This is a genomic window from Streptomyces shenzhenensis (assembly GCF_003688995.1).
Lineage (GTDB): Bacteria > Actinomycetota > Actinomycetes > Streptomycetales > Streptomycetaceae > Streptomyces > Streptomyces shenzhenensis_A.
The window spans coordinates 340385-356590 of sequence record NZ_PENI01000006.1 but is presented as its reverse complement, the minus strand read 5'-3'; the positions used below and the strand labels follow the sequence as shown (position 1 = coordinate 356590).

The following is a 16206-nucleotide window of genomic DNA, read 5'->3' as shown; positions in this document are numbered from 1 at the left end:
GGCGGTCACAGGCGGGTGACGTCCAGCTGGCCGTCCGCGTACCGCCTGCGCAGCACCTTCTTGTCGAACTTGCCCACGCTCGTCTTGGGTACCGCCTCGATGACCGTCCAGCGTTCCGGGAGCTGCCACTTGGCGATGCCGCCCTCCTCGGCGAGGAAGGCGCGCAGGGTTGCGAAGTCGGCGGTGGCGCCCTCTCTGAGGACCACGGTGGCCAGGGGGCGTTCGCCCCATTTGTCATCGGGTACGGCCACCACGGCGGCCTCGGCGACGTCCGGGTGGGACATCAGGGCGTTCTCCAGATCGACCGAGGAGATCCACTCGCCGCCGGACTTGATGACGTCCTTCGCCCGGTCGGTGAGAGTGAGGAAGCCGTCCGGGCTGATGGTGCCGACGTCACCCGTCTTGAGCCAGCCGTCCTCGCTGAACTTGTCGGCGGGGCGCAGGGGTTCGGCGTCGGGGCCGTTGTAGTACGCACCCGCGATCCAAGGCCCGCGGACCTCCAGCTCGCCCGCCGACTCGCCGTCCCAGGGCAGCCGCTCGCCGCCCGGTCCGGTGAGCCGGGCGGCGACGCCGGCCGGGAACCGGCCCTGTGTGAGCCGGTACCCGAACTCCTCCTCGGTGCCCACCGCGTGGGCCGGCGGGTGGGCCACCGTGCCCAGCGGCGAGGTCTCCGTCATGCCCCAGGCGTGGCACACCCGTATGCCGAGCTTGTCGAAGGCCGCCATCAGCGCGGGCGGGCAGGCCGAGCCTCCGATGGTGACCTGGGTGAGCGAGGAGACGTCCCGGGGCCTGGCGGTCAGCTCGGCGAGCAGGCCCTGCCAGATGGTCGGCACCGCGGCCGCGTGGGTCGGGCGCTCGCTCTCGATCATCTCGGCGAGCGGCGCGGGCTGCAGGAAGCGGTCCGGCATCAGCATGTTCACACCGGTCATGAAGGTGGCGTACGGCAGACCCCAGGCGTTCACATGGAACTGCGGGACCACGACCAGTGAGGTGTCCCGGTCGGTCAGGCCCATGGACTGGGCCATGTTCACCTGCATCGAGTGCAGGTAGAGGGAACGGTGGCTGTAGACCACGCCCTTGGGGTCGCCGGTGGTGCCGGAGGTGTAGCACATGGCGGCGGCCCGGCGTTCGTCCAGCTCCGGCCAGTCGTAGGTGGCCGGCCTGCCCGCGATCAGCTCCTCGTACTCGTGCACCCGCGCCCGGGCGGCGGCCAGCGGGGAACGGTCACCGGGGCCGGAGACGACGATGTGCTCCACGGTGGTGAGCCCGGGCAGCAGCGGGGCGAGCAGCGGGATCAGCGAACCGCTGACGATGATCACCCGGTCGGCCGCATGCCCGATGATCCAGCTCAGCTGCTCGGCGGCCAGCCGCAGGTTCAGCGTGTGCAGCACGGCCCCCATGGCCGGGACCGCGAAGTACGCCTCGACATGCTCGGCGTTGTTCCACATCAGCGTCGCGACCCGGTCGTCGTCCCGCACCCCGAGGTCGTCCCGCAGTGCGTGCGCCAGCTGCCCCGCACGGGCGCCCGCCTCGGCGAAGCTGCGCCGCTGCGGCTCGCCCTGCCCGGTCCAGGTGGTGATCCGGGACCGTCCGTGCACCTGCGCTCCGTGCTCGAGGATGCGGGTGACGGTCAGCGGTACGTCCTGCATGGTGCTCAGCACGGCGTCCTCCCGGGGCGACATTGCCTACGCGGCAGTAAGGGCTGGCCCGATTCTGCGCACATACCGATCGGTATGTCACTAGGGACGAGCGATCGATCACATCACGGGCCCGTCCCGGTTCCCCCGAAGAGCCCGCGAAGAGCCGCGAAAAGTCCGCGAAGAGCCCGCTACCGAACGAGCCCCAGCTCGGGATCCGCACGCAGCTTGCCGAGCGCCCGCGACACCGCGGACTTCACGGTGCCCACCGACACTCCGAGCACCTCGGCCGTCTGTGCCTCGCTCAGATCCTCGTAGTACCGAAGGACGACCATCGCCCGCTGCCGCGCCGGCAGCTTGGTGATCGCCCGCCACATCGCGTCGTGCAGCGCCTGGCGCTCGGCCGGGTCGTCCTCGCCGGGCACGGGCTCCGGCTCGGGCAGTTCGTCGCACACGAACTCGTCGACCTTGCGCTTGCGCCACTGCGACGTCCGGGTGTTCAGCAGCGCCCGGCGCACATAGCCGTCGAGCGCCCGGTGGTCCTCGATCCGCTCCCACGCCACATACGTCTTGGTGAGCGCGGTCTGCAGCAGATCCTCCGCGTCGCTGGGGTTCGCGGTCAGCGAACGGGCGGTCCGCAACAGGACCGGCTGCCGGTCCCTCACGTACGAGGAGAACGATGGATAGATGGGGGTCCCCCCGTTCGAGCGCAGCCGAGAGTGGGGGCGGGTCTGCCTCGCCGGCGTAGCGGCGTCCGAAGCGCTGGTGCAGACGGGTGTGGTCATGGCTCCCACGCTATGAGCGAGCTGAGTGAGGCGGATCGGCCGCAGGTCCCGAAGCAGAGTCCCCCTCAGGTTGTAGGGGTGGGGTCGACTACACCTCCTGAAGGTGGAGTGAGGGACGACCCGTACTCCGGGATGACCCCTGCGGGCTCAGTCGTCCGCCGCCAGGACCAGCCCCGATGTGGGCACTCCGGTACCGGCCGTCACCAGGATCCGGCCCGCCCCCGGTATCTGGTTGGCGGCTGTGCCCCGCAGCTGGCGCACCCCTTCTGCGATGCCGTTCATCCCGTGGAGGTAAGCCTCCCCGAGCTGCCCCCCGTGCGTATTGAGCGGCAGCCGCTCCTCGGCCACAAAGCCCGCTGCCTCCCCTCTCGCGCAGAACCCGAACTCCTCCAGCTGCATCAGCACGAACGGAGTGAAGTGGTCGTACAGGATCCCCACGTCGATATCGGCCGGGGCCAGCCCGGAGGTGCGCCACAGCTGCCGTGCCACCACGCCCATCTCCGGCAGGCCGGTCAGGTCGTCGCGGTAGAAGCCGGTCATCTGCTCCTGGGCGCGGCCGGCGCCCTGGGCGGCCGCCGCGATCACCGCCGGCGGCTGCGGCAGATCGCGGGCCCGCTCCACGGAGGTGACCACGAGCGCCTGCCCGCCGTCCGTCTCCTGGCAGCAGTCCAGCAGTCTGAGCGGCTCCACGATCCAGCGCGAGGCCGCGTGGTCGGCGAGCGTGATCGGGCGGCCGTGGAAGTACGCCGCCGGGTTGGTCGCCGCGTATCCGCGGTCCGCCACGGCCACATGCCCGAACGCCTCCGGGGTCAGACCGTAGGCGTGCAGATAGCGCTGTGCCGCCATCGCCACCCAGGAGGCCGGGGTGAGCAGCCCGAACGGCAGCGCCCAGCCCAGCGCCACGCCCTCCGCCGACGGCTCCCGGTGCTGGACGCCCGAGCCGAATCTGCGCCCCGACCGCTCGTTGAACGCGCGGTAGCAGACCACCACCTCGGCCACGCCCGTCGCCACCGCGAGCGCCGCCTGCTGGACCGTGGCGCAGGCCGCCCCGCCGCCGTAGTGGACCCGGGAGAAGAAGGACAGCTCGCCCATCCCGCAGGCCTGGGCCAGGGTGATCTCCGGGCTGGTGTCCATCGTGAACGTCACCAGCCCGTCCACATCGCCCGGCGTCAGCCCCGCGTCGTCCAGCGCGGCCCGCACCGCCTCCACCGCCAGCCGCAGCTCGCTGCGCCCCGAGTCCTTGGAGAACTCGGTGGCCCCGATGCCGACGACGGCGGCCCGCCCGCCGAGCCCGTCGCGGCCGCGCACGCTCATCACGCGCCCCCCGCCGGGACGGTGACCGTCACCGTCCCGGTCACATGTCTGCCGATGGCGTTGGCCCCGACCACGCGTACCGTCGCGGTGTCGCCGTCCACCTGCTCGACCGTGCCCCTCAGCACCATCGTGTCCCCCGGGTAGTTGGGCGCCCCGAGCCGGATGGCGACCCGGCGGAGGACGGCCCGCGGGCCGAAGTGGTCCGTGATGTATCTGCCGACGAGGCCGTTCGTCGTCAGGATGTTCATGAAGATGTCCGGGGAGCCCTTCCGCCGGGCCAGCTCCGCGTCATGGTGCACGTCCTGGTAGTCCCGTGACGCGATCGCACCGGACACGATCAGGGTGCGCGTGATCGGGATCTCCAGCGGCGGCAGCTCCGCGCCCGCCGCCGTCACCGGCCGGTCCGCCGTCACCGCCATGCCTCACTCCCCACTCGCGATCAACTCCCCCAGTTCCTGGAGCACTTCGCTCCCGCATCCCAGATAGGCATCCAGTTGCCGCCCCCACAGGAAGTGCCGGTGCACCGGATGGTCGAGGTCGGCCCCGGTGCCGCCGTGCAGATGCTGGCCCGTGTGGACGACGCGCTGCCCCGCCTCGGCCGCCCACCAGGCGGCGGTCAGCGCATGGGTGGCGTACGGCAGTCCGGCGTCGCGCCGCCAGGCCGCCTCGTACGCCGTCACCCGTATCGCCTCGGTGTCCATATGGGCGTCGGCGGCCCGGAGCTGGACGGCCTGCCGGGTGGCGAGCGGCCGGCCGAACTGCTCCCGGGCGTTCACATGCGCCACGGCCCGCGCGAGCGACCCCGCGCACACACCGGCCTGGAGCCCGGCGAAGGCGGTGCGGGCGGTGGCGAGGATGTCGTCGTAGGCACCGGTGTCCTGCGGTGGCCTGCCGGTGCCCAGGCGTTCCGCGGGGGCGTGGTCCAGGGTGAGACGGCCGGCCGACCAGGGAGCGGTCAGGTCGACCGGTGTGACCGTCGCGCCGGCGGCGAGGGGCGTCAGCCACAGCCGTCGCCGGTCGTCGGCGACGAGGATGTGCGTGGCGTCCTGCAGCCAGGGGACGACGGGCACCGTGCCGGTCAGCTCGGCCGAGGCCGAATCCGCGACGACCGCCGGCCCGCCCGGCGCCGAGGCCCGTACGCCGCCCTGTGCCGGGAACGCCCCGGTGATCACCAGGGAGCCGTCCCTGAGTCCGGGCAGCAGCCGTTCCCGCTGGTCCCGGGTGCCGTGGGCCGTGATCGCCAGGAGTCCGAAGACACCGGTGGCCGCGTAGGGCACCTGGGCCGTCGTGCGGCCCTGTTCCTCCAGGAGCAGGACCAGGCCGAGCAGTCCCAGGTCCTCCACCGCGCCCACCAGACCCGCTCCGGTGAGGGCCTTCCACAGTTCCGGGTCGCTGCCGGTGCCGGTGGCCGCGAGCCGTTCGTGCGTGGCCAGGTCGGCGAAGATCCGCGCGGCCAGGTCGCGGGCCGCGGTCTGTTCCTCGGTGGGCGTGAAGTCCATCTCAGGCCCCGCCCTCGGTGGCCCGGAAGACCGGCAGGACCAGCGGGTCCTCGCCGGTGCCCGCTCCCTCGTACCGCCGGAACTCCAGACGCACCGGCAGGCCGATGCGCACCTTGTCGTACGGCACTCCCACCACGTTGCTCACCATCCGCACGCCCTCGGTCAGTTCGATCAGGCCGACCGCGTAGGGAGGGTCGAACGCGGGAAAGGGCGGGTGGTGCATCACGACGTACGAGTGGACGGTGCCCTCGCCGCTCGCCTCGACCGTGTCCCAGTCCAGGCCGCCGCACTCGTTGCAGCCCGGCAGCCAGGGGTGACGCAGGGTGCCGCAGCCGGTGCAGCGCTGGATGAGCAGCCGGTGCCGGGCCACGCCCTCCCAGAAGCCGGTGTTGTCCCGGTTGACCACGGGGCGGGGGCGCCCGGGCCGCGGTTTCCGGCGGGCGGCGGGCGCGTACTTGAGGATGCGGAAGCGGTGCGTGCCCGCGAGGTCCGCACCCACCCGGACATCCATGCGGGTCGTGACGAAGTACCCCGTGCCGAGCCTGGTCGTCTTGCGCTCCGACACCGACTCGATCACCGCGTCGAAGACGACCTCGTCCCCGGGGCGCAGGGCCCGCAGATACTCCTGCTCGCAGTCGGTGGCGACGACCGAGGTGCAGCCTGCCTCGTCGAGCAGGGTGAGCAGGTCGTCGTAGGCGTCCGTGCGCCCCTCGTGACCGGAGAGGCCGCCCATCGTCCACGCCTGGAGCATGGTGGGCGGAGCCACGGCGTCCGGTCCCTCGTACGCCGGGTTGGTGTCGCCCATCGCCTCGCACCAGTGCCGGATCATCGGTGCGTTGACCGGGTCCTTGCCCGCGCAGGCGACGGTGGCGGCCCGCCCCTCGTACGCCTTGAGCCGGGCCCACAGCTCATCCGGCGCGCCCGTGTCCGCCGCCGTCCGGTCCCGCACGCCCGTGGCGGCGCCCGCGCCCGCCACAGCTTGCCCCCCGGCACCCGCGCCGGCTTCCACGCCCACGCGCGCATCCGCTTCCGCACCCGCACCGGCGCCCGCCACGACCTCCGTAGCCGCGGTCTCCGTCTCCCCGCTCACCGCCGCCCCCTCCTTACCCGGCGCCGGCTTCCCCTCCGCGCCCGTCACCGCCGCCCCCTCGTCATCCCGAGCCGCATCGTCGCGACGATCTCCCGCTGCACCTCGCTCACCCCGCCCCCGAATGTGTTGATCTGCGCCGCCCTGTTCAGCCTTTCGAGCTCACCGTCCCCGAAGGCGCCCGGCGACCCCGCTCGTACCGTCCCCGCCAGCCCGTCGGTCCCGATCACGTGCTGACATATGCGATACGTCGCGATCGCCGATTCAGTTCCCGCCACCTTCACCCCGCTGGCGTCTCCTGGCGCGAGTCGGCCCGCCCCCACATCCCCCACCAAACGCCAGTTCAGCAGGCGTGTCGCAGCCAGCCGGGCATGCGCCTCGGCCAGCTGCGCACGCACCCACGGCTCGTCAATCCGGCGCCTCCCGGTCACCGGATCAGGGGTACGGGCGGCGGTGAGCGCGGCGGCGTAGAAGTCCTCGGCCTGCATGCCGATCGCGGCGAGGGCGACCCGCTCGTGATTGAGCTGGTCGGTGATGAGCGACCAGCCCTCGTTCTCGGCCCCGACGAGATTGCCGGCCGGGACGCGCACCCCGTCGTAGTAGGTGGCGGTCGTGGTCTGCCCGCCCACCGTCTCGATCGGCGTCCACGAGAAGCCCTGCGCGTCGGTGGGGACGAGGAGGATCGAGATGCCGCGGTGCCGGGGCGCCCCGGGATCGGTACGGCAGGCGAGCCAGATCCAGTCCGCGTGCTGGGCGCCCGACGTGAACGTCTTCTGCCCGTCGATCCGCCAGCCGTCGCCCTCCCGCACGGCCCGCGTGCGCAGTGACGCCAGGTCGGTCCCGGCGGACGGTTCGCTGTAGCCGATCGCGAAGATCAGTTCCCCGCTGAGGATCCTGGGCAGGAAACGGGCCTTCTGCTCCTCGCTGCCGTGCTTCATGAGCGTGGGCCCGACGGTGTTCAGGGTGACCATCGAGACGGGGGCGCCGGCCCGGTACGCCTCGTCGAAGAACACGAACTGCTCGTCCGCGCCCCGGCCCCGGCCGCCGTACGCGACGGGCCAGCCGAGCCCGAGCCAGCCGTCGGCACCGATGCGGCGCAGCAGCGCGCGCCGCTCCCGCGGGCCGGTGGGTCCCGTCGGCAGCACGGCCCGGAAGTAGGCGCGGAGTTCGGCACGCAGGCGCTGCTGGCGCTCGGTGGGGGCGAGGTGCACGGCGGGGGAACCTCCCGGCCCGGTACGGGACTCGTACGGGCCGGGTCCGGACCCGTACGAACGGCAGTTTCTGACTGTCCGTCAGATCCGGTCGGGTGTCAAGGTCGGCGCAGGACAGCGAAAACGCCTGCGCGGCGGCACCGAAGTACCGCCACGCAGACGTCTTGCGACCCCGAAAGCACACCCCCCGTCAGTCGCGGCCTACCAGAGGCGGGTGAAGTGGATGTTGATGTTCTTGTTCCCCTGCTGGATGGCGGTGAACGCGGAGCCCCTGACCTGAGCGGTGTTGCTCTGGTTCGAGGCGCCGGAGCCGACCGCGCTCTGCTGCGTCGTGGACGAGTTGCCGGAGTTGTCGCGGCCGACCCCGCTGCCGACGACGCTCGCCACGCCGGCGTTCGATCCGTCGTCCGCGAAGGCACCGTTGTCCGCACTCGCGACGCCGGTGAAGAGGACGGCTGCGAGCGGGAGCGCGGAGACGGCGGCGAGAACGCGGGCGGTACGGATGCTTGCCATGTTGTCCCTCCAGGACGATACCCATCGGCCGACTGGCCGGAAGCACGGGAATTCATGAAGTACAGCTGCTGCCTGGGAAGTTGGCCGACCTCCCGAGCGGTTGAGCACGACGTCGCGAATCCAGAGTTGCCCATCGAATCCGTGGCGAACCACCCCACAGGACCCGATTCGCACTCAAGCGTGATGACAAGTCGATAAACCCCTTTCGCCATCTTTGGTGATCTCATGGCGCAACAGCACCCAGTACAGACTTCTCGGACCCAAGCGGCACAAGCGGTGAACCGTTTCGGCGCATTTCCGGCCAACCCTTCCTCCCCGGCGTGTCACCCGGCCCCCCTCTTCCCTTTTTCGAACGTGTGTACGAACATGGAGGCATGGCCACCACCGACCGGCAGGCCACGACGCTGGCCCTCGCGCACGCCCTGTCAGCCGCCGAACGCGGACTGGCCGTCATCCCCCTGTCCCGGGCGAAGCTCCCGGCCCTGCGCTCCCCCCACCGCGACCGGCCCGACCCCGCCCACTGCCACGGCGAGTGCGGCCGCTTCGGCCATGGCGTGTACGACGCCTCGACCGACCCGGCACGCATCCGCGAACTGTTCGCCGCCGCGCCCTGGGCCACCGGCTACGGCATCGCGTGCGGACTGCCCCCGCACCACCTGATAGGCATCGACCTCGACACCAAGTCCGACACGGACTCCTCTGCCGCCCTGCGCGAACTGGCCCTGCGCCACCTGTTCACGATCCCCGAGACCGTCGTCGTGCTCACGCCGAGCGGGGGCCGCCACGTCTGGCTGACCGGCCCGCCGGACGTCGTCGTCCCCAACTCGGCCGGCCGGCTCGCCCCCGGCATCGACATCCGGGGCGCCGGCGGCTATCTCGTCGGCCCCGGCTCCCGCACCGACCACGGCGTCTACGCCACCGCCCCCGGCACCGCCCACCTGGCCCCCGCGCCGTGCCCGCCCGCGCTGCTGCGCCTGCTCCTGCCGCCGCCCCGCGCACCCCATCCGGCGCCACCGTCCGGCGAGCACGGCAGGGGGCTGGTCCAGTTCGTCCTCGCGGCCCACGAGGGCCAGCGCAACACCCGCCTGTTCTGGGCCGCCTGCCGCGCCTACGAGAACGGCATCGGACCCGCCCTTATCGCCCCGCTGGTCGAGGCGGCCCTCAACACCGGCCTCTCGGAACGGGAGGCACGGGCGACGATCGCATCGGCGGCCCGGATGACGGGGCATCGCCCGTGAAACCCCCGCGCACGAGAACGCGCCTTCCCGGGGCGCCGGTCCGCCGGCGCGCTCCCGGCTCCGCCCGCGCTGCCCCGACGCACGCCCTGGACCGTTGACCGGCGACTTGAGCTCACGAGGCCATGATCACGCGAGGCCCGGCCGCCGCGCCGCACGCCGTGCAGGGGGTGCTTCCCGGTCAACGGAGCGACAGAACCGGACCGAGGCGGGACACCACGCATGCAGAAGGGGTGCGCCTTGATGAGGGCACCCCTTCTGACCAGCCGAGGCTGCGCCATTCACACCTGGACACGGGCAGGGCGGTTGGAAAGGAACGAGAGGAAACTACCCGCAGCAAACAGAGCCATCGCCGCGAGGGCCATCAGCTGGCCCGACGAGGGCGAGTGGAGAACCCTGATCGCCAGGAAGCCGACGAAGAGTCCGGCATCAATGAGCAACGTCCCGTAGCCCCACAGCCAGGGGCGGACCATACTGCCCCGCAGCCACGGCAACACCCACCCCGTACGGATCGCCACGACGGCAAACACCGTCGAACTTGCCACAAGTACGCCGACCACGCCGAGCAGCAGGTACTCCAACATCGCTCGCCTCCCCTACGCGGCGTCCCCACGCCACACAGCGCAGATCATGACACCGACGAGATAACAGGAGCCACCAGTTCAACCTCGCAGCCCTGGCAGCGCGCGCACGCAGAAGGGCGCCCCTCGAAGGCCGATCAAGTACGCAGATGATCCGCGAAGCAGGCCGATTCGCGCCCTACCGGCCATTGCGCGCATTCGCTCACTCTTGCCTATATGGCGGCTATAAACGGTCGGAACTTATGCCAGTTCTGTCAGAGACCGGACCCCACGGTGTGCAGCCGCGGCTGTATCGATCTCATGGTGGAACTCTGTGACGGGTGCTGGAATCGGCTCACCAATGACCTCGCCATGCTGGAAGGGGCGACGGCAACACCCTGCCCGGCCCCGGACCCCGACGACGTGGAAGCGATCGGCCCGCCCGAGCCTCCGACGTGCCCCAAGTGCCATCACCTGGTTCGTAGATACCCCACCAACTACAACAAGTGGGTGGACCTGGCCACCTGTGACCTGCCTGCCAAGGATGTCCCCGAGCCCTACCGTTGGCGGCTGACCAAGGGAACCGGTAACCGTGCCGGAACGTGGATCGCGGTACGAGTCCACGTGATCGATCCGCGCCCCAGCGATCTCGTCACGCCGGCCCACGCCTTCCTCTGCCCCGACGAGGAAGCCGAACGCCAGGACCTCGACCCGTAGCCATCGCCATGCCCCGAGCAGCCACAGGGAACGCCCACAGCGACGGCCCCCGACCGAATCACCTGGTCAGGGGCCGTTCTCACTGCTCAGCAAGCGGAGGCGGTGGGATTTGAACCCACGGTGACATTGCTGCCACGACGGTTTTCAAGACCGTTCCCTTCGGCCGCTCGGGCACGCCTCCCCGCGCTGCCCACCCGGCAGCGCGGGGACAAGACTAACCGGTCGGCACACGCGCGTGGGGGTCAGCTGTCGCCCTCGCGGGAGCCGAGGGTCAGTTGGACCGTGTGCTCCTGGCCGCCCCGCGTGTAGGTGACGGTGACCTTGTCGCCGGGCTTGTGGGTCCAGATCTCGCCGATCAGGGTCGGGCCGCTGTCGATCACCCTGTCGTCCAGCTTGGTGATGACGTCGCCCGGCTTGAGCCCGGCCTTGTCCGCGGGACCGCCCGACTCGATCGCCTCGGCGCCGGCGGTGCCCTGGTCGGTGATCTTCGCGCCGTCCGTGGTGTCCTCCAGGGAGACGGACGCGCCGATCTTCGCGTAGACCGGCTGGCCGGTCTTGATCAGTTGCTGGGCCACGTACTTGGCCTGGTTGATCGGGATGGCGAAGCCGAGGCCGATGGAGCCGGACTGGCCGGAGCCGCCCAGTCCGCCGCCGCTGCTGGACTGGATCGCGGAGTTGATGCCGATGACCGCGCCGCGGGCGTCCAGCAGCGGGCCGCCGGAGTTGCCCGGGTTGATGGACGCGTCGGTCTGCAGGGCGCTCATGTAGGACGCCTTGCTGCTGGCGCTGCCGTCACTGGAGGCGACCGGGCGGTTCTTGGCGCTGATGATGCCGGTCGTCACCGTGTTGGACAGTCCGAAGGGGGCGCCGATCGCGATCGTCTCGTCGCCGACGGCCACCTTGTCGGAGTCGCCGAGGGCGAGCGGCGTGAGGTCGGAGGGGGCGTTCTTGAGCTTGATGACGGCGACGTCGTAGCCCTGGGCGTGGCCGACGACCTCGGCGTCGTACTTCTTCCCGCTCGGGAACGTGGCGGTCAGCTTGCCGCCGTCGACGGCGTCCGCCACCACGTGGTTGTTGGTGACGATGTGGCCCTGGGTGTCGAAGACGAACCCGGTGCCCGTGCCGCCCTGGCCGCTGCTGCCCTCCGCCTCGATGGTGACGGTGCTGGGCAGCGCCTTCTGCGCGACGGCCGCGATCGTGCCCGGGGAGCGCTTGACCTGCGAGGCGCTGCCGTTGTCGGAGGCCGAGACGGTGGTGGAGCCGGTGCTGTCGTTGTTCTTGGCCAGGGTGTAGCCGAGTCCGCCGCCCAGTCCGCCCGCGACCAGCGCGGCGACCAGGACCGCGGCGACCAGTCCGCCGCGTCCGTTGCGCGGCTTGGGGGCGGGCTGCTGCCACGACGATCCCCAGCCGGAGCCCGCGCCCGCGCCGCCGTCCGCGTAGGAGGGCGTGGCGGGGGGCGGGGGCGGCCAGGAGCCGTCCGGGGCGGGGCCGGAGTACGACGCGCCGCCTGACGGGCCCGCCGCGGCATGCGCGGCCGGCGCCCCGTCGTACCCCGGCGCGCCGGGGGCGCCCGGAGGCACCGGCGGGATCGGGGCCGTCGGCGCGCTCCCCTCGGGCGGGGCTGCCTGCGGGGAAGCAGCGGGAGATGCCACCGGCACGGGGGGTGCGGACGGGGCCGGAGGTACCGGGGTGCCCTCGTTCTCGGTGCTCACAGCTCTTCTCCTCGATCCACGGCTGTTGTTCTCGGTCGCACTCGGTCACACGCATTCAGGATTGTTCACGGTCCGGCGCGATGCAGCTGTGCATGTGTTTTTGTCTGACGTCAGTTTTTCCCATGGGCCGTCAGAGCACCATAAGCCGTGGCTGTGGGTCCGAGGCCATCCTTTATATAGGTCTTTTCTGACAAAATTTCCATTCCCGAGCAAAGTCGGTGCCGCCGTTCGCTTCACGTACGCGCCCGCGCCGCCGTGCATACCCCCTCACGATGGGACCATGACGCGGTGACCCACGCACCACAGCACCACATCCAGGTCGTCGCCCACCGGGGGGCATCCGAGGACGCCCCCGAGCACACCCTCGCCGCCTACAAGAAGGCGATCGAAGACGGTGCGGACACTCTTGAGTGCGACGTGCGGTTGACCGCGGACGGCCACCTCGTCTGTGTCCACGACCGGCGCGTCAACCGCACGTCCAACGGGCGCGGGGCGGTGTCGGCCCTGGAGCTGGCCGAGCTGGCCGCCCTGGACTTCGGCTCCCGCAAGTCCCGCGAGACCTGGCGCGGCCGGGACGAGGAGCCCGACTGGGAGTACCGCCCGGAGGACCGCGCGGACACCTCCGTGCTCACCCTGGAGCGGCTGCTCGAACTGATCACGGGCGCCGGACGGCGGGTGGAGCTGGCCATCGAGACCAAGCACCCCACGCGCTGGGCCGGGCAGGTGGAGGAACGGCTGCTGATGCTCCTGAAGCGGTTCGGGCTCGACGCCCCGGCCACCGCCGAGCTCTCGCAGGCGCGGATCATGAGCTTCTCGGCGCGCTCGCTGCACCGGGTGCGGGCGGCCTCGCCGACGCTGCCGACGGTGTACCTGATGCAGTTCGTCTCGCCCCGGCTGCGCGACGGGCGGCTGCCCGCCGGCGTCCGGATCGCGGGACCCTCGATCCGGATCGTGCGCAACCACCCGGCGTACATCGAGCGGCTGAAGCGGGCCGGTCACCAGGTGCACGTGTGGACCGTGAACGAGCCCGAGGACGTCGACCTCTGCGTCGAGCTGGGCGTCGACGCCATCATCACCAACCGCCCACGCGCGGTGCTGCACCGGCTCGGCCGGTGAGGCCCCCGGCAGGGCGCAGGTGACGTAAAGAGCCTTGTAAGGACCGGTTCACCCCCCTTGACCCCGTCCGCGCACCTCAAGCATGCTCCCTTCTCGGTCACAGCATCGAAATCAAGCCACACCCTCATGACTCCGTCACGGGGAGTGCTCCGGCGCGTTCGGTCCGCATTCGATCGTTGCGAATGCGTCACCGGCCGCGGATTGGCCGGTTTCCGGTACAGGCCGGTGGGGCATCCACACCGTGGCGTGGGGCTAAGGAGGTCTCGGGGGTGGCGTTGGTGGTGGCACAGGAAGTGCCCACGTCGTCGAGCATGGCCGTACCCCATGGCCCTGCGGGCGTGGGGGAAGCAAGGCATCGGATGCGCGATCAATTGCGTAGCGGTGGCGTATCGGAATCGGTCATCGACGATGCCGTACTGATCCTTTCCGAACTCTTGAGCAATGCCTGCAAACACGGGCGTCCGCTGGGCGACGCGTCGGCCGAGAACGCCGACGACGGAGACGACGGAGACGTCCTGGCCGCGTGGCGTGTGGATCCGCGGGGTCGGCTCGTCGTCGAGGTCACGGACGGTGGCGGTCCCACCCGCCCGGCTCCGGCCACCCCGTCGGTCACCGCGCACGGCGGTCGCGGGCTCAACATCATCACGGCACTGGCCGACGACTGGGGTGTCCGGGACGACACCCGGGGCGAGGTCACCGTGTGGGCCGTCGTCCACGCGGACGTGCACGATCCCGACGCCGGGCACCGCCGGAACGGCTTCGCCGCCCGGGTCGCGGCACCGGCCGTCCCCGCTCTTTCCGGCCTCGGCTTCGCGGACGCCTTCGACGACGTGGACTGAGCTCCCGGGCCATCGGTTCGCGCACAAGGCGCCGGCGCGCAGGAGCCGTGCTGCCGCGTCGTCCACAGGTCCCGGTCGGCCGCGGCGCGAGCGGCTAGGCTCCGCCCGTACGAGATGAGCCGTAACCGGGAGACACCCACCATGGCCAAAAAGCGACCCCAGACGAAGGCCAAGCGCCCGCAGACCACGGGCGGAGTCGGCGCCGCAGACGCTGACGGGCACGTTCCGGTTGTCGGCGCCCGCGAGCCCTGCCCCTGCGGCAGCGGCCGCCGCTACAAGGCGTGCCACGGCCGGGCCGCCGCGCACGCCGCGACCGAGCTGGTGCAGCGCCCCTTCGAGGGGCTGCCCGGCGAGTGCGACTGGGTGGCGCTGCGCGAGCTCGTGCCCGCCGCCACCGCCGAGCTGCCCCTGAAGGACGGCCTGCCCGAGGGCGTCCCGTCGGTCACGCTGGCGACGGTGCTGCCGATGGCCTGGCCGGCCCTGCGCCGCGACGACGGCTCGGTGCTGCTCGGTCTGCAGAACGACACGGCGTCCGGCGACATCAGCCGCGACCTCGCCGACACCCTCCAGCAGGCCCTCACCGCGGCGCCGGGCACACCCGTCCAGGGCCGCCGCGCCCCGGCCGAGGGGCCGCGGCTGCAGGACCTCCTCGACCCCGAGGGCGCCTTCGAGCCAGTTGTGCACAGCGGCTTCGAGTTCTGGGTCCCGGACCCGGAGAGCACCACCCCGGACGTGGCGGCCTCCCTGGAGCGGGCCAACGCCGCGGCCGTGCCCACGGTGCGGCTGACCGGCGTGGACGCCGCGTACTGGTGCGAGACCCCGGAGAAGAACCACCTGCGCTGGGTCATGCCGCACCCGGAGGAGCGTCTTCTGGACGCCCTCGCCCGGCTGCACGCGGCGGGCCGCTCCAGCCTCGGCGAGGGCACCCGGCTGGTCGGTTCCTTCCGGGCGCACGGGCTCACCGTGCCGGTCTGGGACCTGCCGAGCACGGTCTCCGCCGAGGACGTGGAGAAGCCGGCCGCCGAGTTCGCCGAGCGGCTCGCCGCCGCCCTGGCCACCGACGCCCCGCTCACCGCCGACGAGCGTCGCGCGCGCGGGGGCCTGACCAACCGGCAGGTCACCCTCAGCTGAGGCACGGGAACCGCACCGGTGTGCGGCTGACCGGTCGGCCGGCCGCACACCTGATCGCCGCATCGGGTGACTCCTGTCACAACTCCCCGTCGTGACAGGGAAATCGGTGTCCGAATAGCCAAGACGGAATTTGCGAACGGCCGATCTCTTGTTACCGTTCCAGTAGCCCGGTTGCTGGTGCATCCCCCGTCGCCAGCAACCGGGCCTTTCCATGTCCGGCGTGCCGTACGGAACGCAACCGTCCGTCAACTGCCGTCGGACGGGCCGGAGTTGCTGCCCGATCGCAGCAGCAGCGGCCCCTGGTCCCCGCGGGCCGCGAACTCGGTGACCGCGGTGTATCCGTCCTGGGCGCCCCGGGTGCGCTCCCGCGGTGTCTCGCAGGTGCCGGGCGCGTCGCCGGCGCCCACGGTGCAGTGCGTCCGCACGGTGCGGTCACCGGGCCCCATCAGGCTGAGCACGGAGTCGAGCGCCGTTCCGGTGGCGTTGCGGTAGTAGGTGCGGGCCCAGGTCTCCGCGCCCTGTGTCAGGACACAGGTCTGCGCCTCGACGCCGTCGGGTGAGGAGAGCTCGGGGCCGCAGCGAGCGGCGGTGGCGAGGCCCTGACCGAGCAGTTCCGGAGCGTCCCCGGGCGCGGCGGATGAGGTCGTCTCGTCGTTGCGCGTGTCGCCCGGTGCGCGGTCGTACGAGGGGTCGTACGGCGAACCGTGGGCGGCCTCCTGCGCGGAACGGCGTACGGCCGCTCCGCCTCCGTCACCGACGGGGCCCGCGGAGGCCACGGCCAGCGGCAGCGCCAGCACGCAGGCCACGACGCCCGCCAGGGCGAGCAGACGAACGTTCATGTGCGGACGAT

16 protein-coding genes and 1 tRNA gene are annotated in these 16206 nt (G+C 71.7%); 5 read left to right on the top strand and 12 right to left on the bottom strand.

Going from position 1 to position 16206, the window contains the following annotated elements; translation table 11 throughout:
* Positions 1 to 5 precede the first annotated feature (5 nt).
* The 8 genes from CTZ28_RS13415 to CTZ28_RS13380 all read right to left on the bottom strand — a co-directional run bounded on the left by CTZ28_RS13415 (position 6) and on the right by CTZ28_RS13380 (position 8046).
* Entirely contained in the window at positions 6 to 1661 is a 1656-nt protein-coding gene (locus CTZ28_RS13415; protein WP_121889565.1) for a long-chain fatty acid--CoA ligase, read from the bottom strand.
* Positions 1662 to 1828: 167 nt separating this feature from the next.
* Positions 1829 to 2422, bottom strand: a complete 594-nt coding sequence (locus tag CTZ28_RS13410; RefSeq protein WP_121889564.1) for a SigE family RNA polymerase sigma factor — start codon at positions 2420 to 2422, stop codon at positions 1829 to 1831.
* Between the two features lie 147 nt (positions 2423 to 2569).
* Entirely contained in the window at positions 2570 to 3736 is a 1167-nt protein-coding gene (locus CTZ28_RS13405) for a lipid-transfer protein (RefSeq protein ID WP_121889563.1), read from the bottom strand.
* Positions 3736 to 4155, bottom strand: coding sequence for a MaoC family dehydratase (locus CTZ28_RS13400; protein ID WP_121889562.1), 420 nt, complete (start codon positions 4153 to 4155; stop codon positions 3736 to 3738). Before CTZ28_RS13400 ends, CTZ28_RS13405 begins: the two co-directional genes overlap by 1 nt.
* A 3-nt stretch (positions 4156 to 4158) precedes the next feature.
* Positions 4159 to 5235: an acyl-CoA dehydrogenase family protein gene (locus CTZ28_RS13395; RefSeq protein WP_121889561.1), complete on the bottom strand. Its 1077-nt coding sequence runs from the start codon at positions 5233 to 5235 to the stop codon at positions 4159 to 4161.
* Position 5236: 1 nt separating this feature from the next.
* Complete coding sequence (locus tag CTZ28_RS13390) at positions 5237 to 6184, bottom strand: bifunctional MaoC family dehydratase N-terminal/OB-fold nucleic acid binding domain-containing protein (protein ID WP_121889606.1); 948 nt, start codon at positions 6182 to 6184, stop codon at positions 5237 to 5239.
* Between the two features lie 185 nt (positions 6185 to 6369).
* Entirely contained in the window at positions 6370 to 7533 is a 1164-nt protein-coding gene (locus tag CTZ28_RS13385; RefSeq protein ID WP_121889560.1) for an acyl-CoA dehydrogenase family protein, read from the bottom strand.
* Between the two features lie 201 nt (positions 7534 to 7734).
* Complete coding sequence (locus CTZ28_RS13380) at positions 7735 to 8046, bottom strand: hypothetical protein (protein ID WP_121889559.1); 312 nt, start codon at positions 8044 to 8046, stop codon at positions 7735 to 7737.
* 374 nt (positions 8047 to 8420) lie between these two features.
* On the opposite strand from CTZ28_RS13380, the gene CTZ28_RS13375 reads away from it, so the two are divergent.
* Complete coding sequence (locus tag CTZ28_RS13375) at positions 8421 to 9284, top strand: bifunctional DNA primase/polymerase (RefSeq protein ID WP_121889558.1); 864 nt, start codon at positions 8421 to 8423, stop codon at positions 9282 to 9284.
* 278 nt (positions 9285 to 9562) lie between these two features.
* Here the strand turns inward: CTZ28_RS13375 and CTZ28_RS13370 are convergent, their stop codons facing one another.
* A complete protein-coding gene (locus CTZ28_RS13370; RefSeq protein ID WP_121889557.1) occupies positions 9563 to 9865 on the bottom strand; it encodes a hypothetical protein in 303 nt (100 codons plus the stop codon).
* Positions 9866 to 10078: 213 nt separating this feature from the next.
* On the opposite strand from CTZ28_RS13370, the gene CTZ28_RS13365 reads away from it, so the two are divergent.
* On the top strand, positions 10079 to 10558 hold the full coding sequence (locus CTZ28_RS13365; protein WP_121889556.1) for a DUF6083 domain-containing protein: 480 nt from the start codon (positions 10079 to 10081) through the stop codon (positions 10556 to 10558).
* Positions 10559 to 10652: 94 nt separating this feature from the next.
* On the opposite strand, the gene CTZ28_RS13360 is transcribed toward CTZ28_RS13365, so the two are convergent.
* Positions 10653 to 10739 (bottom strand) — tRNA-Ser (locus CTZ28_RS13360).
* Positions 10740 to 10800: 61 nt separating this feature from the next.
* Positions 10801 to 12270, bottom strand: a complete 1470-nt coding sequence (locus CTZ28_RS13355; protein WP_121889555.1) for a S1C family serine protease — start codon at positions 12268 to 12270, stop codon at positions 10801 to 10803.
* A gap of 288 nt (positions 12271 to 12558) precedes the next feature.
* Between CTZ28_RS13355 and CTZ28_RS13345 the strand changes: the two genes are divergently transcribed.
* From CTZ28_RS13345 to CTZ28_RS13335, 3 genes are all read left to right on the top strand, one after another.
* Positions 12559 to 13386: a glycerophosphodiester phosphodiesterase gene (locus tag CTZ28_RS13345; protein WP_121889554.1), complete on the top strand. Its 828-nt coding sequence runs from the start codon at positions 12559 to 12561 to the stop codon at positions 13384 to 13386.
* Positions 13387 to 13568: 182 nt separating this feature from the next.
* The gene (locus CTZ28_RS13340) at positions 13569 to 14225 is read left to right on the top strand and encodes an ATP-binding protein (RefSeq protein ID WP_121889553.1); all 657 of its coding nucleotides are present in this window, start codon (positions 13569 to 13571) and stop codon (positions 14223 to 14225) included.
* A gap of 141 nt (positions 14226 to 14366) precedes the next feature.
* Positions 14367 to 15356, top strand: a complete 990-nt coding sequence (locus CTZ28_RS13335) for a DUF5926 family protein (protein WP_121889552.1) — start codon at positions 14367 to 14369, stop codon at positions 15354 to 15356.
* Between the two features lie 245 nt (positions 15357 to 15601).
* Here the strand turns inward: CTZ28_RS13335 and CTZ28_RS13330 are convergent, their stop codons facing one another.
* On the bottom strand, positions 15602 to 16195 hold the full coding sequence (locus CTZ28_RS13330) for a hypothetical protein (RefSeq protein ID WP_121889551.1): 594 nt from the start codon (positions 16193 to 16195) through the stop codon (positions 15602 to 15604).
* Positions 16196 to 16206 lie beyond the last annotated feature (11 nt).